Origin of the sequence: Microterricola pindariensis, assembly GCF_002936985.1 — a bacterium.
Taxonomy (GTDB): domain Bacteria; phylum Actinomycetota; class Actinomycetes; order Actinomycetales; family Microbacteriaceae; genus Microterricola; species Microterricola pindariensis.
In genome coordinates this window covers 37928-62263 of record NZ_MPZN01000005.1, presented here as the reverse complement: position 1 = coordinate 62263, position 24336 = coordinate 37928, and the positions used below count along the sequence as shown (strand labels likewise).

The 24336-nt window shown below is 69.1% G+C and carries 22 protein-coding genes; all 22 read left to right on the top strand.

The features are described from left to right. Positions 1–8: 8 nt before the first annotated feature. The 22 genes from GY24_RS02895 (at position 9) to GY24_RS02790 (ending at position 23961) form a co-directional block, all read left to right on the top strand. A complete protein-coding gene (locus tag GY24_RS02895) occupies positions 9–974 on the top strand; it encodes an AAA family ATPase (protein ID WP_083363027.1) in 966 nt (321 codons plus the stop codon). After that, a complete protein-coding gene (locus GY24_RS02890; protein ID WP_233279158.1) occupies positions 971–2323 on the top strand; it encodes a DUF58 domain-containing protein in 1353 nt (450 codons plus the stop codon). Before GY24_RS02895 ends, GY24_RS02890 begins: the two co-directional genes overlap by 4 nt. Beyond that, a complete protein-coding gene (locus GY24_RS02885) occupies positions 2320–4848 on the top strand; it encodes a DUF3488 and transglutaminase-like domain-containing protein (protein WP_104474274.1) in 2529 nt (842 codons plus the stop codon). The genes GY24_RS02890 and GY24_RS02885 overlap by 4 nt, the downstream gene beginning before the upstream one ends. An 86-nt stretch (positions 4849–4934) precedes the next feature. After that, the gene (locus tag GY24_RS02880) at positions 4935–5894 is read left to right on the top strand and encodes an FHA domain-containing protein (protein WP_104474273.1); all 960 of its coding nucleotides are present in this window, start codon (positions 4935–4937) and stop codon (positions 5892–5894) included. Positions 5895–5897: 3 nt separating this feature from the next. Beyond that, the gene (locus GY24_RS02875; RefSeq protein ID WP_104474272.1) at positions 5898–6773 is read left to right on the top strand and encodes a PP2C family protein-serine/threonine phosphatase; all 876 of its coding nucleotides are present in this window, start codon (positions 5898–5900) and stop codon (positions 6771–6773) included. Beyond that, complete coding sequence (locus GY24_RS02870) at positions 6763–7509, top strand: hypothetical protein (protein ID WP_104474271.1); 747 nt, start codon at positions 6763–6765, stop codon at positions 7507–7509. The genes GY24_RS02875 and GY24_RS02870 overlap by 11 nt, the downstream gene beginning before the upstream one ends. 62 nt (positions 7510–7571) lie before the next feature. Next, the gene (locus GY24_RS02865) at positions 7572–8252 is read left to right on the top strand and encodes a hypothetical protein (RefSeq protein WP_104474270.1); all 681 of its coding nucleotides are present in this window, start codon (positions 7572–7574) and stop codon (positions 8250–8252) included. A gap of 177 nt (positions 8253–8429) precedes the next feature. Further along, positions 8430–10100: a GspE/PulE family protein gene (locus GY24_RS02860; protein ID WP_104474269.1), complete on the top strand. Its 1671-nt coding sequence runs from the start codon at positions 8430–8432 to the stop codon at positions 10098–10100. 44 nt (positions 10101–10144) lie between these two features. Next, positions 10145–12133, top strand: a complete 1989-nt coding sequence (locus GY24_RS18185; RefSeq protein WP_324778101.1) for a PilT/PilU family type 4a pilus ATPase — start codon at positions 10145–10147, stop codon at positions 12131–12133. Between the two features lie 5 nt (positions 12134–12138). Beyond that, positions 12139–13362, top strand: coding sequence for a type II secretion system F family protein (locus tag GY24_RS02850; protein ID WP_324778100.1), 1224 nt, complete (start codon positions 12139–12141; stop codon positions 13360–13362). 147 nt (positions 13363–13509) lie between these two features. Beyond that, positions 13510–13932, top strand: a complete 423-nt coding sequence (locus tag GY24_RS18180; protein ID WP_104474267.1) for a type IV pilin protein — start codon at positions 13510–13512, stop codon at positions 13930–13932. Between the two features lie 70 nt (positions 13933–14002). Next, positions 14003–14446 carry a type IV pilus modification PilV family protein gene (locus GY24_RS02840; RefSeq protein ID WP_104474266.1) on the top strand — a complete coding sequence of 148 codons (444 nt, stop codon included), beginning with the start codon at positions 14003–14005 and terminating at the stop codon, positions 14444–14446. Between the two features lie 2 nt (positions 14447–14448). Then, a complete protein-coding gene (locus GY24_RS02835; protein WP_233279165.1) occupies positions 14449–15051 on the top strand; it encodes a PilW family protein in 603 nt (200 codons plus the stop codon). Then, a complete protein-coding gene (locus GY24_RS02830) occupies positions 15042–16724 on the top strand; it encodes a hypothetical protein (protein ID WP_133161090.1) in 1683 nt (560 codons plus the stop codon). The genes GY24_RS02835 and GY24_RS02830 overlap by 10 nt, the downstream gene beginning before the upstream one ends. Then, positions 16724–17569, top strand: coding sequence for a prepilin peptidase (locus GY24_RS02825; RefSeq protein ID WP_104474263.1), 846 nt, complete (start codon positions 16724–16726; stop codon positions 17567–17569). The genes GY24_RS02830 and GY24_RS02825 overlap by 1 nt, the downstream gene beginning before the upstream one ends. Before the next feature lie 51 nt (positions 17570–17620). After that, positions 17621–18667 (top strand): type IV pilus assembly protein PilM, encoded by a 1047-nt coding sequence (gene pilM / locus GY24_RS02820; protein WP_104474262.1) that lies wholly within the window; start codon positions 17621–17623, stop codon positions 18665–18667. Continuing rightward, complete coding sequence (locus tag GY24_RS02815) at positions 18664–19410, top strand: hypothetical protein (RefSeq protein ID WP_104474261.1); 747 nt, start codon at positions 18664–18666, stop codon at positions 19408–19410. The genes pilM and GY24_RS02815 overlap by 4 nt, the downstream gene beginning before the upstream one ends. After that, complete coding sequence (locus GY24_RS02810) at positions 19410–20246, top strand: hypothetical protein (RefSeq protein ID WP_104474260.1); 837 nt, start codon at positions 19410–19412, stop codon at positions 20244–20246. The genes GY24_RS02815 and GY24_RS02810 overlap by 1 nt, the downstream gene beginning before the upstream one ends. A gap of 776 nt (positions 20247–21022) precedes the next feature. Next, positions 21023–22072 (top strand): hypothetical protein, encoded by a 1050-nt coding sequence (locus GY24_RS02805; protein ID WP_104474259.1) that lies wholly within the window; start codon positions 21023–21025, stop codon positions 22070–22072. Between the two features lie 29 nt (positions 22073–22101). Further along, positions 22102–22653 (top strand): DUF6121 family protein, encoded by a 552-nt coding sequence (locus tag GY24_RS02800; RefSeq protein ID WP_104474258.1) that lies wholly within the window; start codon positions 22102–22104, stop codon positions 22651–22653. A 48-nt stretch (positions 22654–22701) separates the two neighbouring features. Continuing rightward, positions 22702–23436, top strand: coding sequence for a spermidine/putrescine ABC transporter substrate-binding protein (locus tag GY24_RS02795; RefSeq protein ID WP_104474257.1), 735 nt, complete (start codon positions 22702–22704; stop codon positions 23434–23436). 120 nt (positions 23437–23556) lie between these two features. Continuing rightward, on the top strand, positions 23557–23961 hold the full coding sequence (locus GY24_RS02790; protein WP_161498668.1) for an SseB family protein: 405 nt from the start codon (positions 23557–23559) through the stop codon (positions 23959–23961). Positions 23962–24336 lie beyond the last annotated feature (375 nt).

Here is a 24336-nt window from a genome sequence, read left to right as displayed (position 1 = left end):
GACGAGACATGACAATCAGCCCCGAACAGACAGCCTGGTTCGCCGCGACGTTTCGATCGATGGTGGAGAACGTTGAGACGGTCGTGCTCGGCAAGCGCCATGTGATCGAGCTCGCCTTCACCGCCATGGTCAGTGAAGGACACCTGCTGCTCGAGGACTTCCCCGGCACCGGCAAGACCTCGCTCGCCCGGGCGATGGGGCAGACCGTGCACGGCACGAACTCGCGCATCCAGTTCACGCCCGACCTGCTGCCCGGCGACGTGACGGGCATCACCGTGTACGACCAGAAGCGCGGCGAGTTCGAGTTCCACTCCGGGCCCATCTTCGCCAACATCGTGCTCGCCGACGAGATCAACCGGGCCAGCCCGAAGACCCAGTCGGCGCTGCTCGAGGCGATGGAGGAGGGCAAGGTCACGGTCGACGGCATCACCCGCAGCACGGGCTCGCCGTTCCTGGTCATCGCCACCCAGAACCCGATCGAGCAGGCCGGCACCTACCGGCTGCCGGAGGCCCAGCTCGACCGCTTCATGATGAAGACCTCGCTCGGCTACCCCGACCTCGCCTCGACCATCCGCATCCTCGAGGGCACCAGCACCGCGCAGCCGACCGTCAGCCCCATCATCACGCCGCAGGCGCTCGTCGGCATGAGCGACCTGGCCCGCGGCGTCTTCGTCAACCCGCTCGTGCTCGACTACATCGCGCGCATCGTGGAAGCCAGCCGCAACACCGGCCAGCTGCGCATGGGCGTGAGCGTGCGCGGCGCCCGCGCACTCACCAAGGCGGCCAAGACGTGGGCCGCCGCCCACGAGCGCTCCTATGTGATCCCGGATGACGTCAAGCTGCTCGCCGAGGCCGTGCTCGCGCACCGCATCGTCGTCGACCCGGAGGCGGAGTTCGACGGGGTCACCGCCAACGCCGTCATCGGGCAGCTGCTGCTCGACATCGTTCCGCCGATGAGGAGCGAATTGGCGTGACATTCAACACCGAGTCGCGGGGCAGCCAGACCGCGACGTCGACGGGCATCACCACTCACACCCGCTACTCGACGTCGCGTCGTGGGCTGTTGGTGCGCGCGCTCGTCCGGGTGTCCTCCCTCTGGCAGGCCATCCAGGCCGGCCTCGTCACCGCGTGGACCTGGGTGCGCGAGACGGTGACGGCGGCCGGGGCCCTGGCCATCCTCGCGCTGCTCGCGCTGCCCATCGGCATCTCGCTGGGCTGGACGGAGCTCATCGTGGCCGGCGCCCTTGCCGCCGCGCTGCTGCTGCTCGCCCTGCCGTTCCTGGTCGGCGGCAAAGCCTATTCTGTGCAGTTCCAAGTTCCCGTCGAGCGCGTCGTCGCCGGCGGCGAGGTGCACGGCACGCTCGACGTGAGCAACGTCTCGAAGAGCTTCGAGCTCCCGGGCCGGGTGGACGTGCCGATCGGCAGCGGCACCACCGAGATCGCCGTGCCGCTGTTGCGGCCGGGCGCCCACCACGCCGAGGTCGTCGTCATCCCGACCCCGCGCCGCGGGATCATCGACATCGGCCCGGTCACCACCCTGCGCACCGACCCGGTTGGGCTGCTGCGCCGCGAGCACGCGCAGGCCGAGGTGCACCGGCTGTTCGTGCACCCGGTGACGGTGTCGATCCCGAGCACCAGCGCCGGCTTCGTGCGCGACCTCGAGGGCAACCCGACGAACCGCATCGTCGACGCCGACATGTCCTTCCACGCCATCCGGGAGTACGCCGCCGGCGATGCCCAGCGCAGCATTCACTGGAAGTCCACCGCGAAGACCGGCCAGCTGATGGTGCGCCAGTACGAGGAGAGCCGGCGGTCCCGCCTCGTCGTCGTGCTCAGCCTCGCCACGACCGACTTCAACAGCGACGAGGAGTTCGAGATCGCGGTCAGCGCGGCCGGCTCCCTCGGCACGCGCGCCATCCGCGACGGGCGCGACCTCGCGGTCGTGGCGAGCGAGCAGATCCAGGAGCTGGCCCGCAGCTCGGTGCACAGCATCCGCAGCCTGCCCGTGCTCTCGACGCGGGCGCTCCTCGACGAGCTGAGCGGCATCGAGAAGGCCTCGGCCACCATGCCCATCGAAGACGTCTGCGCGCTCACCGGCCAGGCGATCCCCGACGTGTCCATCGCGATCGTCGTCTGCGGCTCCGCGGTGACGGCCACCCGCCTGCGCAGCCTCACCCTGCGCTTCGGGCCGGATGTCGCGGTGCTCACCGTGCGCATCGACCCGCTCGCCGTGCCGAGCTACCGGGAGCTCGCCGGCGTCGGCGTGCTCACCATCGCAGTGCTCGAAGACCTCCGCTCCCTGCTGGCCAGGAGGGCATCGTGAGCGGCCAGCGCCCGGGCGAGAACCGCTTCGGCCTCACCGCCCGACCGCCGAGGCGCCCCCCGCTGGGCGAGCGGTTGCGCGACGTGCCGCTGGCCAGTGGCGCCGCCTATGTCCTGGCCATGGCGGTACTCGCGGGGGCGGCCGCGTGGCCGATCTACCAGACCCCGTATTTCTTCATCACCGCGGCCGGCGCCGCGGTGCTCGGCGTCGGCATCGCCGGCCTCAGCCTGGTCCAGGGCTGGCCATGGTTCACGACACTGCTCGCGACGCTCGGCGCCTCCCTCGTCTTCGGCGTGCCGCTCGCGGTTCCCTCCAGCCTGGGCCTCGGGCCGGAACTGCTGCGCGGGCTGGGCGAGCTGCTGATGCGCAGCGTCTTCGGGTGGAAGGAGCTGGTGACGATCTCGCTGCCGGTCGGCAGCTATCAGGCGCTGCTCGTTCCCTTCTTCGCCGTGATGCTCGGCACGATCGTGCTCTCGCTCTCGTTCGTCTGGCGTAGCCGCCGTCTCGATCTGCTGGCGGTGCCGCTGATGCTCGCGGCGGTCGCCTTCGGTATCCTCTTCGGCTCCAGCCTGATGAGCCCGGCCTGGAGCGTGGCCGGTCTGACGCTGCCCGCCCCGCGCGAGACCGTGATCGGCGCCGCCGCATTCCTGCTCTCGCTCGGCTTCCTGACCGGGCGGGCGCGGCGGGCCCGCCGCGCAGCGCAGACGCTCCGAGCGGCATCCGGGGCGGGCAAGCGCAGCCTCGCCGGCTCCGCGCGCCGCGCCAGCCGCAGCGCGCTGACCATCGGCGTGCTCCTCACCGCGGTCGCCGTCGCCGTTCCCGTTGCCGCCGTGCCGCTCCGGGTCGACCAGCGCGACGTTCTGCGCACCAGCATCGAGCCCGAGCTGGCGCTGCGCGAGTTCGTCAGCCCGCTGAGCACCTACCGCGGCTTCCTCAGCGACGACCGCCTCAACACCGAACTGTTGCGCGTCACGGCCAGCGGAGCGCCGGCCGAGCGGCTGCGCGTCGCGGTCTTGAGCTACTACGACGGGGAGGTGTTCCGTGTCGTCGACCCCGCGCGCGGCATCGACGAGCGCTCGACCGCCTTCGCCCGCACACCCGGCCTCGCGGTGGGCGCCACGGCTGAGAGCACCCTCGAGGTGGACATTGCCGAGTACTCCGAGGTGTGGATGCCGCTGGCCGGCCAGCTCTCCCGCGTCGACTTCCACGGCAAGCGCAAGCAGGCGCTGACCGACGGCTTCTTCTACAACGAGCAGACCGCCGCCGGCGTGCAGCTGAACCAGCTGCGACCGGGCGACAGCTTCACCCTGCGGACGAACGCCCCGGCCGCTCAGCACGGCGATCTCGCGGCGGCGCAGAAGCCCGGCGACCGCTCGGAGCGCGTCGAGCAGGCGCTGTTCCCCGAGAGTCTCGACAAATGGGTCGCAGCCCAGGGCCTCGGCAGCACGGACGGCGCCGCCCTGCAGGAACTGATCACCCGGCTGCGGGAGCGCGGATACCTGAGCCACGCACTGACCTCGGCGGGACCCTCCGGGTACGAGTGGCAGCAGGAGCGGGGCAACATCGGATTCGCGCCGAGCCTGGCCGGGCACTCCGTCGGTCGCATCGACATGCTCTTCAGCTCGCTGCTCGACAAACAGAACACGACGAGCTCGACCGACAACGCCGACCTCGTGGCCGCGGTGGGCGACGACGAGCAGTTCGCCGTCGCCGCCGCGCTGATCGCCGAGTCGCTCGGGTTCCCCGCCCGGGTCGTGCTCGGCTTCCACCTCGATGACGGCACCGCCGGCCCCTCCGCAGCCGGAATGCCCGCCTGCACCGCGGGGAGTTGCAGCGGGCGCAACCTGAGCGCGTGGATCGAGGTGCAGGTGGCCGGCGGCGGGTGGATCCCCGTCGACGTCACGCCGCAGTACGAGAACCCGATCTCGCCCCGTGACGAGCAGACGCGTGACCCGCAGAACACCACAGAGGTGATCTCGGACGGGGCGACGGAGGTGACGCCGCCGGAGGCCGATCCCGCAGGCGGCGGCGAGACACCCGACGAGCCGGCGGAGGAGGGCGCCGACCTGGCCTGGCTGTTGATGGCGCTCAGAATTGTCGGGTTGGTGCTTCTCGGCCTGCTGGTCGTGGGCGCGCCGCTGATCGCCGCCACGGCCGCGAAGGCGTTGCGCCGGCGCGCGCGCCGCACCGCCGCCGGCACGACGGAGCGCATCGCCGGGGGCTGGGACGACTACGTCGACACCGCCGTCGACCTCGGACTGCCCGCGCCGGGCAGCGACACTCGCACAGAGCTCGCCGCGCGCTACGACAGCCCGAATGGGCGCATGATCGCCGTGCTTGCCGACGAGGCCGTCTTCGGCCCCGTCGCCCCCGGCCCGGCGGAGAGCGACGCGTACTGGGCCGCCGTGGATGCCGAGCGGGCACTGCTTACCCAGGAGTTCACCCGCTGGCAGCGCATGCGGGCGCGCTTGTCGCTGCGCTCCTTCGGCCGCGGCGTCCGCGCGAAGAAGGCTCGCAATGGATAGATTCACAGGAGGACGGTTGACTCCGACCAGGCCAACGACTGTGCGAAGGGGGATGGCGCCGGCACGGCCTGCCTCGCCGAACGACCATGACTGAGAATCCGATTCTGCTCGTCGGTGCGCTCCTCGCACTTCTGCTCGCGGCCGCGCTGCTCGTCTGGGGAGCGTTCGCGCTGCGGGCGCGTGCCCGACGGCGCACCGATGCGGGGACCGCGGAAGCGGGGGCGGAGAGCGCCCCGCGCGTCGGCGCACCCGCCTTCGCGCCACTGCCGAGCGAGGAGGTGCCGGCGCGCATTCCCTTCGGCACCGCGGAGAGCTCGGCTCCGGCGGGTGGGCCGGCAGAGGAGCTCCCCCCGCCGGCCGCGGACGCACCGCTGCCGCACGGCGAGATCGTCGCCGCCGACGTGCCGCGCGCAGCCATCAGCTACACGCCCGCACTGCTGGAGCCGGCCGGGACAGAGGGCGGGGCGGGCCTGGCCCCGGCCCCCATCGAGATGCCGGAGGAGCTCTCCGTCCGCATCGGCCCGCCGGCGGGGGCCCAGCGCGCGGCGCTGCCGCTGATCGACGCCGTCCCCGACTTCACCGCGTCCGCCGCGCCCGCCCCGGCCGTGCCCAGCGCGCTGCAGGATCCGGTGCCGGCCGACGGCCCGGCATCCGAGATGCACGCGGCCCTGTCGGTCGACCCGCAGGACGCGACCATCATCACCGGCCGGCGCAACAGCGCCTGGGTGTTCGAATCCGAGTCGGGCCAGCGGGTGCCGCTCAGCGCCGCCGTGGTGTTGCTGGGGCGCAACCCGTCGCACCTCCCCGGCCACGAAGACGCCCAGCTCGTCACCGTGCGCGACGCGGGGCGTACTGTGTCCAAGACGCATGTGATGCTGCACCGGCACGAGGACTCGTGGCGGATCACCGATCTGGACTCGACCAACGGCGTCTACCTCCTCGGGGCAGACGGCGAAGAGACCGAACTCGAGCCGGGCACTCCGGCACGCATCACCGACCGTTTCATCTTGGGCGAAATGTCTGCCCGAATCTTTCAGGAGGAGTGAGCGGTGCACCAACGCTCGACCGAAACACTGGCCAAGAGTCCCATCGTGCTGCGTCATCAGGCGCACACGGATGTCGGCCACAAACGGGCGGTGAACGAGGACTCGCTGCTCGCCGAGCACCCCGTCTACATCGTGGCCGACGGCATGGGCGGGCACGAGGCGGGCGACCTCGCAAGCGCCGCCGTCGTCGAGGCGTTCCGCCCGCTGGTGGGCAGCGCCGAGGTGCTGCCCGCCGACGTCGTCGCGGCGGTCGGCCGCGCGCAGACGGCCGTCGAGGGCATCTCTGCGGGGCGGGCGCGGGGTGCGGGAAGCACCCTGAGTGGCATCGTGCTGGTCAACGAGCAGACCCAGCCGGCCTGGCTGGTGCTGAACGTCGGCGATTCGCGGGTCTACCGGCTGAGCGGCGGCGAGCTCAGCCGCATCACGCACGACCACTCGCTGGTGCAGGAGATGCTGGACTCCGGCACGCTCGCACCGGAGGACGCCGCCGACTACGTGGGGCGCAACGTGATCACCCGCGCCATCGGCGCCGCCGACGCCCGCGCCGACTACTGGATGCACCCGGTGATCACGGGGGAGCGCCTCCTGGTCTGCTCCGACGGGCTGAGCGGCGAGCTCCCCGACGAGGTGCTGCGCGTGCTGCTCGCCATGGGCGGTCCGGTGGACTCGACCGCATCCGAACTGCTGACGCAGGCGCTGCTCCACGGCGGGCGCGACAACGTCTCGCTCATCGTCATCGACGTGCTGAACGGCGGCGCGGCCGACCTCGGCGATGGAGCGGGCCCTGACTCCGGTGTGGGCGAGCACGACACCGTCGACCTGCTCCTGGAAGACACCGCGAAACTCCCCTGGCGGAAGGGGCGCGGCGGTGGGCGCTGACACCGCGGGCTCGAGAGTCCCGGCCGCCGACTCCGGCTCCGACGGGGCCGCTGACGCTGCCTTTGCGGCCGTGTTCGACGCCGCCGCAGAGATGGACGCCGCCGATCCGACCCGCCGCTCCCTCCGCGCCGCGGACAGCCCCGCGTTCGATGAGGACACCCGGATCGTCGTCCGCGCGGCCCCGAGTCCCGAGCCGGCGGCCGAGCCCGGGCCCGAGACAGCGCCCGCGGCTGAGCCCGCGACTAAGCCCGAGCCCGAGCTTGAGCCCGAACTCGACGAGTCGACCCGGCTCGTGACACGGCGCGGGCCCCTCGAGGGCGAGCTCGACGAGTCCACCCGAATCGTGGCGCGGCCGGACCCGCTTGACCAGGAGACGGTGGCCGCGCCGTTCGTCGACGAGTCCACCCGGCCCGTTCCCCGGCGCCGCCAGCCACGCGCGGACGCCGTCGCGCCGCCGCTCACGCTGGCCGACGTCCCGCCCGCCCCCGCCCAGCCTGCGTCGCTCGCCACGTCGCCGGAGCCCGGGCAGCGCGACAGCTACCCGCCCCGGGTCCTCCCCGAACAGCCGCCGGTCGAGCGCCTGAACGTTGCGGCGGAGCCCCGGGAGGACGCCGTCCCCGCGCAGCGCGGGGGGCGCGCCCTGCGCCTGGCCGTCACCGTGCTGGCCGTCATCGGCGGCGCCACCGTGCTGGCCGCCTCGATCGTCGCGATCGTGCTGCTTCTGAACACCCTCTGACGCCGCGCCGCGCCGCCGGGCCGGCTGCCTCCCAGCCCGCGGCCGCTCGCTACACTGAATCCATGACTGCGACGCCCACGCCGAAGCCGCGTTCCCGAGACCGCAAGGTGGGGCTGGCGATTGTCGCAGCGATCGTGCTCGCGGTCGGCGCCGTGAGCGCCGGCTACGCGGTCGGGGCGATGCCGCCCAGCGACGCGGCATCCGCCGGTGCCAACCCCTCGGAGACGCCGGAGCGCCCCGCCCCCGAGACCAGCACGCCGGTGGCCCCGGAGCCGAGCGCAGCACCCGTCTCGCTGGTTCCCACCACCTGCGCGGGAATCTACGGCACCGACTGGTCCGCGCAGATGAGCGGCCTCGTGCTGAACCCGGCCTGGATCAACGAGCCGGGCCAGCCCGCGGTGTTCGGAAGCGCCGACGACACGCTGATCGCGGTCCTGCAGGCGGCGGATCCGCTGAGCTGCCGCTGGGGCAGCGAGGCCGGAGGGGGCGACCGGTTCCTCGTCACCAACGTCACGTCCCTGTCGGGATCGCAGCCGGCCGACGTCCTCGCACGGCTGGCCGAGCTCGGGCTGAGCTGCTACGACGAGCTTGGTGGCACCCGCTGCATCATCGAAGCGACCGATGACAATGGTTTCTCTGGTGAGTCCCACTTCGTGAGGGGTGAGGTGTGGATCGCCACCCGCTGGATGAACATCGCGCCAGACGGCTACACCCACGACATCGTCAACACCCTCTGGAAGTAGACCCCGCGAGCCCCGTTCGGGGGTGAGGCGACCGTTCGGCCCCGAAAGTGGGGTACCGCCGTTTGGACCGAGCGCGTATCTTTGCGGCCTGAGATATAACTGCGAGCACGTTCTTGCCCTACACAACTGCGGCTGCTCGCGGATGCCGCAGCATACCTTTTTCCCGAGGAGGTTCTTGTGGCAACGCTTTCAGAAATCCTGATCCTGCATGGCCATTTACCGATCGAGCACCTTGACTCGATCGCCAACGCAGGAGGCAACGACGAGAGCGCCGTGCGCATGCTCGTCGAGAGCGGCGTCATCTCCGAGGTGCAACTCTCGCGGGCCCGCGCGGCCCAGGCCGGCCTGCCTTTCGTCGAGCTGGTCGACTTCCCGGTCGACCGCAACGCGGTGGCGCTCGTCGGCGCCGCCATCTGCCGTCGCCACGAGCTACTGCCCATCGCCCTCTCCGGCGACCGCATCGCCGTCGCCATGGTCAATCCCGGCAACGTCTTCGCGATCGACGATGTGCGCGAGGCCTCACGGATGCACGTCGACCTCATCGTCGCCGAGCGCAGCGACCTGCTCGCCGCCATCGCCCGGTACCACCGCGCCGACGACGAGCTGAGCGACCTCACCACCACGCTCGAGGAGGAGAACGCCCCGCTCGAGCAGACCGACTTCGGCATCGGCGAGAACAACGAGGACGACGCCCCCATCGTGCGCTTCGTCAACCTGCTGGTCAGCCAGGCCATCCAGGACAAGGCCTCCGACATCCACATTGAGCCGGCCGAGCGCGAGATGCGAGTGCGTTACCGCATCGACGGCGTGCTGCACGAGATGCAGCCTGCCCCGAAGAGCATCCAGAACGGCGTCATCTCGCGCCTGAAGATCATGAGCGACATCGACATCGCCGAGCGGCGCAAGCCGCAGGACGGCCGCATGTCGGTCAACCACGGCGGGCGCAAGATCGACCTCCGCGTGGCCACCCTGCCGACGGTGTGGGGCGAGAAGGTCGTCATGCGAATCCTCGACAACACCAACACGAGCCTTGACGTGCGCGACCTGGCCCTGCTCGAGCGCAACTTCGAGGCGTACAAGGCCAGCTACACCAAGCCGTACGGCATGATCCTCGTCACCGGCCCCACCGGCTCGGGCAAGTCGACGACGCTCTACACGACGCTCGGCGCGGTCGCCCGCCCCGAGATCAACGTCATCACGGTCGAAGACCCGGTCGAGTACCGGATGCCGGGCATCAACCAGGTGCAGGTGAACCCCAAGGCGGGCCTTACCTTCGCCAGCGCGCTGCGCAGCATCTTGCGCTCCGACCCTGACGTCGTGCTGCTCGGTGAGATCCGCGACCACGAGACCGCCCAGATCGCCATCGAGGCGTCGCTGACCGGCCACCTCGTGCTCTCCACGCTGCACACCAACGACGCCCCGAGCGCCGTCACCCGCCTCACCGAGATGGACATCGAGCCGTTCCTCGTCGGCTCGGCCCTCGACTGCGTCGTCGCCCAGCGACTCGCGCGTCGCCTCTGCGAACGCTGCAAGCGGCCGGAGGAGCTGGAGCCCGAGTACGTCGCCCGGCTGCGCTTCCGCTACGACTCCGCCCAGCCCCGCCCCGTCGTCTACCAGCCGGTCGGATGCCAGAGCTGCTCGAACACCGGGTACCGCGGCCGCATCGCGGTGCACGAGGTCATGACCGTGACCGAGGAGATCGAGCGGATGGCGGTCGCCCGCTCTTCCAGCGCCGAGATCGGTCGCGTCGCCCAGGAACAGGGAATGATCACCCTGCGCGAAGACGGCTGGGAGAAGGCCAAGATGGGTCTCACGTCGATCGAAGAAATCCTGCGAGTCGTGGCGTAACCGCGCCTGCCCGACGACCCGCACCACGAGAGGAACACAGCCGCATGGACAGGCCACCGTACGACATCCCCGCCGAGCCGGGCGAATCCGCTGACGGCTGGGCGCCGCAGCGCCGCCGGGCAGCAGAGGGCTTTGACGCCACGCCCGCCGCGGCCGCGTCGCCCTTCGACGCGCTGATGGCCGAGTTCACGCTGCGTGCAGAGGCTGCCGGCCTGGACCCGGCCGCCGACGTCGCGCCGCCCGCAGTCGTTCCGCCTGCCGTCTTTCCGCCCGTTGCCGCGCAGCCTGTTGTCACGCCGCCCATCGCGGCCGCTCCACCGGGGGCCTTTCCTCCCGCCTACGGTGCACCGGTCGCGGCCCCGCCAGCCGAGGTGCAGCCGCCCGTCGTGTCGAGCGCCATCTCGGAGGGGCACGACGCGATCCCGAGCTACCCGCTGCCCGGCTACGCGCAGCCGCCGGCCTATGAGGCCCCGAGCTACCGCCCCGTCGACACCTGGGAGGAGCCGGCGAGCGAGCCAACGGGCTTCGAACTGCTCGGCCTCGCGCCGACACCGGAGCCCGTGAGCCCCATCCCGGCCGAGCCCGTCGCCGTGGCCGAGGCGGCACCCATCGCGGTGCCCGTTCCCGTGTCGGTCAGCGCAGGCGGCGGCGCGTACGACGATGCCCTCACCGAGGCTCTCCCCGTCGTTCCGCCGCAGGCGCCCGCCTACCCGCCGGTCAGCACGGCCGCAGCGTTCCCTGCGCCAACCCGCCCGTCCCCGGCGCTCTCCGCACCGGCCCCCGCGCCGATGCCCCCGCCCACGGGGGAGCGCTTCTCGCACGCGGTCGCCATCGAGCCGGAGCCCTTCGACACCAGCACGCTCACCGTCGTCGAACGTGCCGCTCTCGACAACGCCGACAGCGATCTGATCGCGTCGCTGCAGCAGGTCGTGCTGCAGCGGGGATCCGACCTGCACGTCACCGTCAACGCTGCCCCGACCCTGCGCGTGGACGGCAGCCTGCGCCCAGCGCTCGAGGACGTGCCGTGGTCGCGCAACAAGGTGACCAGCGCCCTGATGAGCCTGCTCAACGAGCGCCAGGCCGAGAAGTTCGCCGAGGCCATGGAACTCGACTTCGCCTTCACGATCTCGGCCAACGCCCGCTTCCGTGTGAACTTCTACCAGCAGCGCGGCGCGATCGGCGCGGCCTTCCGTCTGATCCCCACCGAGATCAAGCAGCTCAAGGCGCTCGGCGTGCCGGATGTCGTGGCGAAGTTCGCCACGCTGCCCCGCGGGCTCGTGCTCGTGACGGGCCCGACCGGTAGCGGCAAGTCCACGACACTGGCCGCCCTCATCGACCTCGTCAACGAGACGCGGGCCGACCACATCGTCACGGTCGAAGACCCGATCGAGTTCATGCACACCCACAAGAAGTCGCTCGTCAACCAGCGCGAGGTCGGTGCGGACACGCACAGCTTCACGGCAGCACTCAAGCACGTGCTGCGCCAGGACCCGGATGTGATCCTGGTCGGCGAGCTCCGCGACCTCGAGACCATCTCCGTCGCGCTCACCGCAGCCGAGACCGGCCACCTCGTGTTCGCGACCCTGCACACGCAGTCGGCCCCGCAGACGGTCGACCGCATCATCGACGTCTTCCCGCCGCACCAGCAGGAGCAGGTGCGCGCTCAGCTCGCCCTCACCCTGCAGGGCGTCGTCTGCCAGACGCTGGTCAAGCGCGCCAGCAACTCGGGGCGCGCGGTCGCCACCGAGATCATGGTGACCACCCCGGCCGTGAGCAACCTGATCCGCGAGGGTCAGACGCACCAGATCACGGCGGCCATGCAGGCCGGCGGACAGTTCGGCATGCGCACCCTCGAGCAGCACCTGGCCGAGCTCGTCAATGCCGGAACCATCACGCACGCCGCGGCCGCAGAGAAGGCGCAAGACCAAGAGAGTCTGCGCCAGCTGGTCACCCGCACCGACAGTGGCCACGTCGCGAACGCGCTCTCCACCGGCATCAACTACAACGATGCCTTCGCGGACGGCCCCCGCTAATGTCAATGACCAAGCCATTCGCCTACACGGGGCGCAATGCCGCAGGCAAGATCAGCAAAGGCAAGATCGATGCCGTGAGCAGCGGCGCCGTCGCAGTGCGTCTACGCGAGATGGGGCTGTCCCCGGTATCGATCAGTGAGGCTCCTGCGGGCACCGGGCTCAACATGGAGATCAACCTCGGCGGGCTGGGCGGGCGCGTGAAGCTCAAGGACCTCGCGGTGGCAAGCCGACAGATGGCCACCATGATCGCCGCCGGCCTCTCATTGCTCCGCACCCTCACGATCTTGGCCGGCCAGACTGAGAACAAGAAGCTGGCCAGCACACTGGATGCCGTGCGCAGCGACATCGAGACGGGCGGCTCGCTGTCTGGCTCGATGGCCAAGCACGGCGAGATCTTCCCGCCCATCATGATCCACCTCGTGCGCGCGGGCGAGACCGGCGGTTTCCTGGAGCGCTCGCTCGAGCAGGTCGCCGACAACTTCGAGGCCGAGGTCAAGCTCGTCAACACGGTCAAGTCTGCGCTCACCTACCCGGTCGTCGTGCTGATCATGGCGCTGCTGGCGATGGTCGGCATGCTCATCTTCATCGTGCCAGTCTTCGAGAACATGTTCGCCGGGCTGGGGGGCGAGCTGCCATTCGCGACGAAGATCCTCGTCGTGCTCTCCCAGGCGATGGTGTGGATCGGGCCCATCCTGCTTGTGCTCGGCATTGTCTTCGGCATCTGGTGGGGCAAGAACAAGCACACCGAAGAGGTGCGCAAAGTCGTCGACCCGATGAAGCTCAAGCTGCCGGTCTTCGGAGACCTGTTCAAGAAGGTGGCGCTGGCCCGGTTCACCCGCAACTTCTCGACGATGCTCGGCGCCGGCGTGCCGATCCTGCAGGCACTCGCGATCGTCGGCGAGACGAGCGGCAACTACGTCATCGAAGAGGCGCTCAAGAAGGTGGCCGAGTCGGTACGTCAAGGGCGCTCCATTGCGGAGCCGTTGTCTCATGAGGAGGTGTTCCCCCCGATGATCGTGCAGATGGTGACCGTGGGCGAGGATGCCGGATCGCTCGAACAAATGCTCGCCAAGATCGCCGACTTCTACGACGAAGAGGTGGAGTCGACCACGAAGCAGCTCACCTCCCTCATCGAGCCGCTCATGATTGCGGTGATTGGCGTTGTCATCGGATCGATGATCGTCGCACTGTACATGCCCGTGTTCAGCGTCTTCGACCAGATCAAATAGGCCGACGATCTGCCCCCGCAACTGGGGACAGGATCTGGCGCTTTCACCCCCGGTAAGGGGATGTTGCTGAGAAGTCGCTGGCAATATGCTCATACTCCGGCTGGCTCGCCAGCCCTGAGTCCAACCCCCTACAGATTGGAGACCGTCATGGTCATCCGCGTACAAGACGCACTTGCAGCCCGACGCAATGCCGCCGGAGACCGCGAAAAGGGCTTCACCCTGATCGAGCTCCTCGTCGTCGTGATCATCATCGGCGTCCTCGCCGCGATCGCCATCCCGATCTACCTCGGCCAGCAGGAATCCGCGAAGGACTCCGCAGTGAAGTCCGATGTCGCGAACTCGAAGGTCGCCGTCACCGCGTACCTGGTGGACAACCCCAACGCCACCACGGTTCCTCTCACCGTCGCCGCCCTCGCCAACTACGGCTTCACCAAGAGCGACAACACTGCCTTCGTGCAGACCGCCGTTGACCCGGCGACCGCGTTCTGCATCTCCGCAAACCGCGTTGACAAGACGACCAGCGTCTTTAGCATCAAGCCCGGCGGCGGCGTGAAGGCTGAAGCCTGCTAATTTGCAGCCCTACCCGGCAATTCCTGCCGACTGATTGAATCATCCCGAACACAGAGTGGACTGACTCCCTATGGTCACCCGCATCCCCGAAGCCGCGCTCGTCACCCCTGAGAGGGGTTCAGACGAGCGCGGTTTCGGGCTGGTCGAAATCCTCGTTTCGATGCTGCTTCTCAGCATTATCGCCGTCGCGTTCCTGCCGCTGCTGATCCAGGCGATGAAGACGTCCCAGCTCAACGCCACGGTCGCGACCGCCACTCAGATGGTCAACGAGCAGCTCAATACCGCCCGCGCAGACATCAGCAGCTGCGCGACACTCACAATCTTCGCGGGGGCGGCTCTCGCCCCGACCACTGACCCGCGCGGCATCGTGCTGACACCGCACCGCGCCATCACCTCGGGCTGCCCCGTCTCCGCGGTCTACCCCGCCACCGGAACAATCAAGGTCTGGGTCACCGACGGCGCCGGTGCTGTGATCTCTCAGACCGTCTCCCTGGTCCTGCTGAAGAGCCCGTGATCATGATGCGTCCAACCCCCGATGCCGACGCCCGCCGCCAGAACCCCTCCGCGGGGTTCACCCTCGTCGAGCTGCTCGTCTATGTGTCACTTTTCGTCTTCATCCTGGTGATCGCGGGTAGTTTCATGCTCCAGGGACTCAGGGCGGAGAAACTCGTGCTCGGTGCCGCGCAAGCCACCAAGACCGGGCAGCTCATCGCCCACTCGGTGAAGCGCGGAATCTCGAACTCATCCAACTTCCAGCACACGGTCGATGCGAACGGACGCGAGCTGCTCGTCGCCCACACCCGTGGGCCGGGCGCCACGCTGACCTGGGTTTGTGAGGCGTGGTTCTACGACCCGACGCTCAACGGTGGTTCGCTCTTCCGCAAGCGGGTCTCTCCCGTTGCGCCTATCGCCGCGCCCAACGCCGCGCGCACGGGCTGGACACTTCTCGCCGACGGCGTGCTTCCCGCGCAATCGGCTGTTGGAAGCCGGGTTCTCAGGGCCAGCGGTCCGAACGTCACCCTTGATCTCACCATCGACGTCGACAAGGGCGCGCCCTTCCTCGTCTCCACAACTATTCATCGACGCATTCCTGGAGCGGAGAGTCTGGCATGTTTCTGAAGCTGAACAATCGTGCAATGCGGGGGCGTGTCGCGGATGAGCGAGGAAGCGCTTTGATGGCCGTGATTGGCGTCATGGCAATCTCATTGATCGTCGCAACGGTCATCACGGGCGCCACCCTGAACTCGCTCGGCTACACCAGCGCGACGAGGGCCGACGTGCAATCGGTGGCGGCCGCCGAGTCGGGCGTCGACGTTGTGCTCGCGCGCGTTCAGACGGAACCCTGCGTGACCGGTGTTTATACATCGACCGGCAATCCGAGTTACACGGCCCAGATGTCCTGGAGCGTCGGCGTCGACCCGGCCGCAGCGGTGTGGACCAACGGCTGCCCAACCGCCAGCGCGCAGATGGTGCGGATCGTCTCTACCGGCTTTGCCGCGGCGAAGGGCGTCAATGGCAACACCCGCGGCGACGCGCGCACCGTCGAGTCCATCCACTCGGTGACGATGCCATCGACCGGCGTCCCCGCTAATGGGGCGGCTGTGTACGCCTACCAGGCTGTCACGACAGGGGGGTCGGGTTCCGTCACCACGTCGTCCGGAAACGTGGCGAGTGTGCACGTGCGCCTCGGCAACTTCATCTGCTCCGGTGACAGCCCCAGCTACGCAAACATCGTCCTCCGCGACGGGTCGTTTAGCTCCGATGGGTCCTGCAAGGTGAAGGGATCCGTCTGGGCCTCGAAGGGCGTCAGCCTCGAAGGCGGGGCTGAGATCGATCGCGATGTCGTTGCCGGTGAGGCATTCAGTCTCACCTCGGGCAAAGTGTTTGGCTCGGTATGGGCGGGCACCACAATGAATCTGACTGGAAACGGAACCATCGGTCGGAGCGCCTACGCCAAGCAGACGGTGACCCTCGGCAGCACAGCGGTGCTCGGGGCTACTGCGGCCGACACGCTCTGGACCAACACGGGCGTGGTGGGTGCGCGCGGCGGAATCAACATCAAAGCCAGCGTCATCGCCAAAACGGTGACGGGAACATCATTCGTTTCTGGTCCGCGGACGGTGGGCACCGGTTCGCCCAATACGCCGAGCAACGTCCCTCCAATGCCCCTCGTGCCGGACTGGGTTGACTTCGGGTACAAGCTCTCGGACTGGCCCGGCTTTGTCGTTCGCACGATCACCGGCGCGGCATGCGCGGACACGAACTCGATTCCGACCATTGTCGCCGCCACGGCGGCCAACAAGGTCGTTATCGACGCACGCAGCTGCGCCAACGGCGTGGTCCTCGACGGCTCCAGGAAGGCGACGTTCGGCGCCGATACAGCCATTTTTGCCCACAAGTTCGACCTGGGCGGCGGTGCTTCTTTTGAGGCCACCAAGCCGGTCAACGTGTGGCTGATTAGCCCAGACGAGGTGGAGAACAACCTCCCGACGCCGGCAGTGGCAAGCTGCACAGGGGTGTCGGGGCCGATCAAGATCGCGGGTGGGTTCAGACTGGACACCCGCATTGCAGCCTTTGTCTACACGCCCTGCATGATCGAACTGGTGGCCGGCGTCAAGTGGCGAGGGCAGCTCTACGGCGGGCAGACGAAGATCGCCGGCGATGCGTCTCTGGCATTCTCGCCGGTCGGGCTGCCGGGCGTCGACCTCGACCTGGGCACTGATATCACCGGCCCGACCTCACCTTACGCGGTGCTCGCGAATCAGCTCTCGATCCGCGACCTGGCGAATTAATGGGCGCACTGCCAATTCTCGTCGGCCTGTTCGGGGCATTCATCGGTTCATTCTTGAACGTGGTGGTCTTCAGGGTGCCACACAAACTCTCGGTGGTGTCGCCGCCCAGCGCCTGCCCGCGCTGTGGCGCGCGCATCAAGCCGTGGCAAAACATCCCGGTGCTGTCCTGGTTGCTGCTGCGCGGCAGTTGCGCAGCGTGCCGGGCACCGATCTCGCTCAGGTACCCCCTCGTCGAAGCGGGCACCGCGCTGTTCTTCGGCGTCGTGACCTGGTGGTGGGTGGCCAGCGGCGCCGCCGCGCCGCTCGCCGAGCTCGGCGCCAGCTCCGCCGAGATCGCGTCGAGTCTGCTGTTCCTTCTCGCTTTTCTCTACCTCGCCGCCATCACGGTGTCGCTCGCCTTGATCGATCTCGACCACCAGCTGCTCCCGAACAGCATCGTGCTGCCCAGCTATCTCGTGGCAGGGCTGCTTCTGGCGGAATCCGCGGCGCTGACAGGCGGCTACCGGGCGCTCCTCGGTGCGGCTATCGGTGGAGCCGCCCTCTTCGCGTTCTACTTCGTACTCGCCCTGATCGCACCGCGCGGAATGGGCATGGGCGACGTCAAGCTCGCCGGCGTGCTCGGCCTCTATCTCGGCTATCTCGGCTGGGGTGCCCTGATCGTGGGTGGCTTCGGCGCGTTCCTCATCGGTGGTTTGTTCGGCGTCGTCTTGATCGTGCTGCGCAAGGCCGGGCGCAAGTCCGGCATCCCGTTCGGGCCGTGGATGCTGCTGGCCGCGTGGCTGGGCATCTTCTTCGGCGAGAACCTCTGGGCCGGGTACCTCAGCCTGTTCGGACTGGCGAGCTAGCGCCATGCCCGTCGTCATCGTGCGATTCGCACCAAGAGAAAGGAACCACCCGTGGCACAAACGGTAGTGGGAGTGGACTTCGCGGCGGGTGTCGTGCGCGCGGTCGAGGTGGGCGGGTCGAGTCGCAAACCGGTGATCGAGCGCTATGCCGAGGTCGCCGTGCCCGATGGGGCCATCGTGCGCGGCGAGGTGATGGAGCCGCATACTGTGGCCACCGCTCTCAAGCAACTCTGGTCAAACGGCGGATTCAGCAGCAAGAGCATCGCGATCGGCATCGGCAACCACCGGGTGCTGGCCCGTGATCTCACGGTCGCGCGAGCCTCTCGCCAACGGATTCGTGAGTCGCTGCCGCACCTGGTGCAGGACATGCTGCCGATGCCGGTTGCCGACGCCCTGCTCGACTTCTACCCGGTGGCAGAGATCGACGGCGAGCACGGCCCCCAGGTGCAGGGGCTTCTTGTCGCAGCGGCCAAGGATGCGGTGCTTGGCAACATCAAGGCAGCCAAGTTGGCCGGCCTGAAGACCGTCGAGGTCGACCTGCTGCCATTCGCCCTCTCTCGGGTGTACTTGCAGGGCCCGGATGCCGCCGGCACCGTGGCACTGGCCGAGATCGGCGGCAGCACGACGACCGTGGTGATTGCCACGGACGGCGTCCCCCAGTTCATCCGCATCATCCCGACCGGCAGCGACCAGATCACGCTGGAGCTCGCCCGCCGCCTCGAGATCGACACCGCGCAGGCCGAACAGGTGAAGCGCCAGATCGGCCTCTCGGCCACGGCCGTCCCGCCCGAGTACCAGAAGGCCCTCGAGGTGATCTACGAGGTGGCCGGCGAACTGCTCACGAGCCTGCGCAACACGATCAACTACTTCAACAACACCCGTCAAGAAAACCCCGTGCGGCAGATTCTGCTGGCCGGCGGCGGAGCAGCGCTGCCCGGCTGCGAGCGGGCGGTCAACGAGGTCACTCGCATGCCCGTCGTGGCCGTCGACCCGCTGGCCGGGATGGAGATTTCACGCAAGCTCGATGAGAACGCCATGAGGCAGGGCCGCCCGAACCTGGCGGTCGCCCTCGGGCTCACGGCAGGGAGGGCCGCATGAGTGCTCAGAAGAAGGGCGGCGTTCGCGCAGACGGTGTTGAGATCGGCGGCGTTCCGCGCGTTGACCTGCTCCCGCCCGAGGTGCGGGCGGCCGCGGCCTCGCGGGTGCTGCGACGGCGCCTCGGCGTTGGGCTGCTCGGTGTCGTCACCGTTGTCGTGCTGATGGTGACCGCGGCATCCGTGGTCACCGTGGGCAAGACCCTCCAACTGCTCGACGCGCAGGCCACGACGGCGGAGCTTTTGGTGGAGCAAGGCCAGTACATCGAGGTGCGCCGGGTTCAGCAGGATCTGAAGGCCGTGAGCGATGCCCGGATGGTCGGTTCCTACACTGAGGTGCAGTGGCGCGAGTATCTGCGGTCGGTGCAGGCCTCGCTCCCGGCCGGCGTCACGCTGAGGACCGCGACCGTCAATGCGGCCTCTCCGCTGGACGAGTTCGTGCAGGCGACATCGCCGTTGCAATCCCCTCGCATAGCAACGCTTGCGATGGAGGCCGTGTCCCCGACGCTGCCGAACGTTCCGCTCTGGCTCGACGGGCTGGCGGGGCTGACCGGATACGCCGGAGCGAGCCCCGATTCGGTCACCTTCGACGACAAGACGGGTGTGTATACGGTGGCCCTCACACTCCACGTCAACGGCGAGGCGCTGTCCGCGCGTTTTGTGCCCGAGGCGCCGGACGCCGAAAGCCCGCCGACAGGCACCGAGGCTGAGCCCTCCGGTGACGCCGCAGCGCAGGGAGGAAACTGATGAACGACAAGCGCATTTGGACCATCGGGGCCGCCCTCCTCGCGGCGGCGGTGCTGCTCGGAGGCTACTTCCTCGGGGTCGCACCGCAGCTGACCGCGGCATCCGCGGCAGACACCGAGCGGGCAGCAGTCGAGGCGCAGAATGCGGCCCTCGCGGCGGAGCTCGAGGTGCTGAAGAAGGACTTTGAGAGCATCGACACCTTCAAGTCCGAGCTGGCCGAGGTCCGCGTTTCCGTGCCAGACAGTGCCAGCTTCTCGGCGTTCGTTTCGGAGCTCGACGCCCTGGCTGTGGCCGCCGGGGTGCAGGTGAGCACGCTCACCGTCGCTGAGTCGCGGCCGTATGCCGGCCCGGTGAATGGTTCCGCGCTGATGTTGCCGGCGGGCGCGTTGGAGGAGCTGTCCGAGAAGATGAAGACGGCCGCCGCAACGGGCGATGCCGCGGACGCTGACGCGGCAGCGGCGCTCGACAAGGCGCTCAAGCGGCCGATCATGGCGCCCGCCGAGAGCGCGCTCGTCACGCCCTCGAATTTCGTCGCCATCCCGGTGACGATCGAAGCCAAGGGGGAGTACCAGCGGGTGCTGGACTTCACCTCTGCCGTGCAGAACGCGTCTCGGTTGACCCTGATCTATGGGCTGTCGCTTGCCCCGATCGAGGCGGGTGAAGGCGAGGAGGCCGAGGCGACCGTCATCACTGACATCACGCCGTACACGGGGACGATGAGCGGCTACATCTACGTGCTGCTGAAGGCATCGGATGTGCCCGTTGACCTGGCTGCGGAAGACGCGGCAGCCGCAGAGGCGGAGGCCGCCGCCGCGGCAGAGGCCGCCCCCGAGTAGCCCCAGCCGCACCTCCTTCAGCTGGCCCTGAGACCGACGTCTCGGGGCCAGCTGCATTTCTGCAGGCCTGCCTATCGTCGCGCGCTTGGCTTCGGTCGCTGGCGCTCCCTCGAGCCAACGGGGAAGGGGTGCCTCTGCGCCACCTTCTGCCCTGCGCGCCACCGCGGCCGGCGCGCCGCCCTCTCGCCCGAGCCCCGGACCCCCGCGCGCCGAGCCCCGGCACGTCGGGTGGAGGGGCCGCGCCGCGATGAAGGAGCAGCGCTGCCCCCGAAGCCCGGGAGCCAGCGTGAGCGTCTCGCCCCCACTCACCCCGCTGGTCGAGTAGCGAGGAACGAGCGTATCGAGACCTCGCACGAGAGACGGTCTCCCGCCGGAAACCGGGTCTCGATACGGCCCGGGCGGGCCTACTCGACCAGCGGAAGAGCGGCACGGTTGGCTTCGGTCGCTGGCGCTCCCTCGAGCCAACGTGCGGATGCGCGTCTGCGCGGGCACCCCGCTTCTCCCCACGTCGGCTGGAGGGGGCCGCGCCGCGACGAAGGAGCAGGGCAGCCCCCGAAGCCCCGGAGTCAACCCGACACGGCCGCGCCGCGGGCTCCGGTCGCACGCTCCATCTCCCGGCGGGAACTCGGCGCCCGCGGGCGGAGTGTCGCGCACATTCGCCCAGCTCAGGCCGCGATTTTGTCGGGCGGCGCCCGCGAGGCTCGCTGCAGAGACAAGCGCTGATTGCTACAGTTACGGCTGAACTGGGCGCCATCGTGCGCGGGAGGAGAGTCAGCATGAGCGACACCACGCCGGAGCACGAGAACCACGAGGGCACCGAACCGACGGCCGCCGAACCGACTCTGATTGAGCCGATGAGCGGCGATACCACCGAGATCCCCGAGGACGCTCTGCCCGCGTTCTTCGCGGAGCCCGCCGCTCCAGCCGACGCCGCACCCGAGGCCCCCGCGGCGCCCGAGTACATTCCGGCCCCGCCCGCTGTCTCCGCCGCGGCAGCAGCGGCCGCCGAACCCGCCGCCCCGCCTGCGGCAGCCACTCCGCAGCCCTACTTCCCCGAGGCCCCGATCACGCTCGCGCCGCCGGCCACGGAAGTCGACTACGCCGAGGCACAGCCGACCGCGGTTGACACCGTCCCAGAGGCAGACATCTCCGCCGGCGCCGCAACGGTTGCCACAGCAACGGCCGTCGAAGCCCCTGCAGCCACCGGCGTCTACTACGACCCCAACGCCGGCGCCCCGATCGGCCAGTACGCGGCCGCCGGGCAGCCGATCTTCGTCCAGGCGCCGATCCCGCCCTCGCCCAAGGGCAACCGTGGCGCCGGCATCCTGATCGGTCTCCTTGCCACCCTCGCCTTCGCAATCCTCTACGCGGGCAGCACCTTCCTGATCAGCCTGAGCCAGAACCCCAGCGTCGAGAAGGCCGGCGAGAGCTTCGCCCTGTTCGTCAGCGCCCCGGTCTTCTACATCCCCGTGCTCTTCTTCTTCGGAGCCTTCGCGCTGCTCGCGGCCATCGTCAACCGCGGCGGCTGGTGGGCCTATGTGCTCGGCGGCTTCGCCGTGGCCGTCATCGTCTACTTCTCGTTCATCGGTGGCTCGCTGCTGACCGTGCGCGCCTGGGAGCTGACCCCCGGCCAGGCCGGCCAGTTCATCGCCGGCCAGTGGCTGAACCCCGTCGCCATCGTCGCCGCCATCGCCGCCCGCGAGGTGCCGATCTGGTTCGGCGCATGGATCGCGGCGCGCGGCCGCAAGGTCACCGCACGCAACCTCGCCGTCCGCCAGGAGTACGACCGCGTTCTGGCAGAGGGCCCCACCCTCACCCGCCAGTAGTTCCAGAGCTGCCCGCTGAGGAGCCAGCCATGATCCCACTCGAGGTGCAGGAGTACCGGCGCTACGCCTTCTTCCTGGCGTTCTTCGCGCTCGGACTCTACGTGGCGCTGGTCGTGGCCAGCTTCGGCATGCTGAGCCTGTTCCTCGACATCGAGGTGATTGCAGAGACGGATGCCGGCCCGCTGGTCGGCCCGGTCATGGTCGGCGCGGCGACGATCGCCCTGCTCCTCGTGCTCTGGGCGGGCGTCGGCCGGGCCGGCGCCGCGATGCACACCGTTCCGGTCAGCCTCGTGCTGCTCGCCGCCGCGCTCTGCTACCTCGTCTACGGCTTCGCCGGCGGCCTCGTCTACGGGCTGAACAGCATGAACGCGACCACTCCCGACACGCCTGCCGCGCCGGGCGGTGCGGCCAGTGAGCCGGTGACAGGATTCGTGTTCCTCGGCGAGCAACTGACGAGTCCGTTCGCTGCAGCGGTGGCGCTCTGGGCCGGGGTTGTCGCACTGCTCTACTTCGTTCTGCTGATCTGGCGCGCCAACGGCGGACAGCGCCCGCGCTGGCCCTGGGAGAAGCACCCCCAATAGTTGCGCGCCCTACTCGCGGAGACCCCGGCAACGAGGTACCGTTCAGCTATGGAGGGCTCGATCGAAGCGCGCGTCAGCCACGAGGTTGATCTCTGGCTGCGCTGGGTGCCCAAGTGGCAGCCCGGAACCCACCGCGCGCGTCTGCGCCTCTGCCGCAGCTGCTTCGGCTCGCCCATCATCGTTGCAGCGGGCCTGGCCAACGATGTTCCGCACGCAGTGCAGCACAGCATGTCGATGCGCATGAAGCTCATCATCGACGCCGCCGTCGACGACTACACCGACCGCAACCTGCCGCTGCTGCAGCGCGAGCTCGACCTCGCCGAGCAGCGCCGCCGCGCAGAGCACTACAGGCCGGAGGCCGGGCTCGCGCCAGAGGCTGCCGGCCTCGACCTCGACCCGGAGCCCGAGGACGGCCAGCCGTTCCTCTTCACCCTCGGCGAGCTCGCGGCGAGTCCGCCCCCGGAAGCCGCGGCCGACGCCGCGCACGTTCGCGATCACAACACCCTCGACTTCCCGGTCGACGAGCCGGTTCCCACCACCTCCGCCCGGCACAGTGCGCCGGTGCCTCCGCCGCTCTCCGACGAGGAGAAGCAGGCGATTCGCGCTGAGGTGAAGCTCGCCGACGAGTTCGCCGGGCAGGTGGGGCGGCGCGTCTGCGCCGAACTCGTGCTGCACCGCCCGCGCATCGCGGAAGGCATCGCGCAGTACATCGAACCTCAGGTCGTCGCGCTCTTGGCCGACCTGGAGCGAGAACTCGACTCGCCGACCTGGCCGACTTCCTGAGCGTCCAACGGCCGACAGTCCTGTTTGATAGAGGGATGGCGGGCGTGATGTCGGGAGAGATCTCGGGGCCCGGGGGCCTCGGCGACAGGGCAAGGGCCGATGAGCAAGCGTGAGGGAACGATGACTGCAGCACGGCCGGCAACAACCGTGGAGCGCGCGATCGCTCGAGCCCAGCAGGGGAGCGTCAGCCCCGCGACCCTGCTGTGGACGCTCAGCGCCAGCGAGGTCGTCCTCCTGGGAACCACCCCACCGTCAGCGGGCGCCCTCCCCGCGGCCCCCTTCCTGCTGGAGGACGGCGCGAAGACGCTGCTCGCCCTGTTCACCCACGAGGACAGGGCGCTGCCCTTCCGTGAGGCTCACCCGGCCGCGGCGCCCGTGCTCGGCATGAGCGTGCTCACGCGGCTGCCAGAAGGACTCGGGATCATCGTGAACCCGGGCTCGCGACTCGGCTGCGAGATCCCGGCGGCCAGCATCAGCGAGTTCGTCGGAGAGCTGATGGGCACGGTCATCGACGAGTCCTCGTGACTCGCGCGGTCGGCGTGGTTTTCCCAGAATCGGGGGCCGTGCTCGCCCCGGCCCGAGCGGCGGCCCCAGACCCCCTGATTGCCAGTCATTGCACAGCCCCGCTGGTTTGACCGCAGCGACACACAAAGGTAATATTTCGTGGGTGTGCGTATCGTCGTGCGCGCGGATTGTGCCCGAAAGGCACGGGCCTCGCGTCTGATGCACACACATGGGAACCCTGATTCGGGTTACCCCCACGGCATATCCACCATCCAAAAGCAGAGCTACTCAGCGCTGCCGGTGGGTCCAGATGAACTCGAACGAAACTCTCAGGCGTAAGTCAGGGGCATCCGTTCGAATGCTAATCACCAGGCTGTCACCGTGCAGCACAAATAA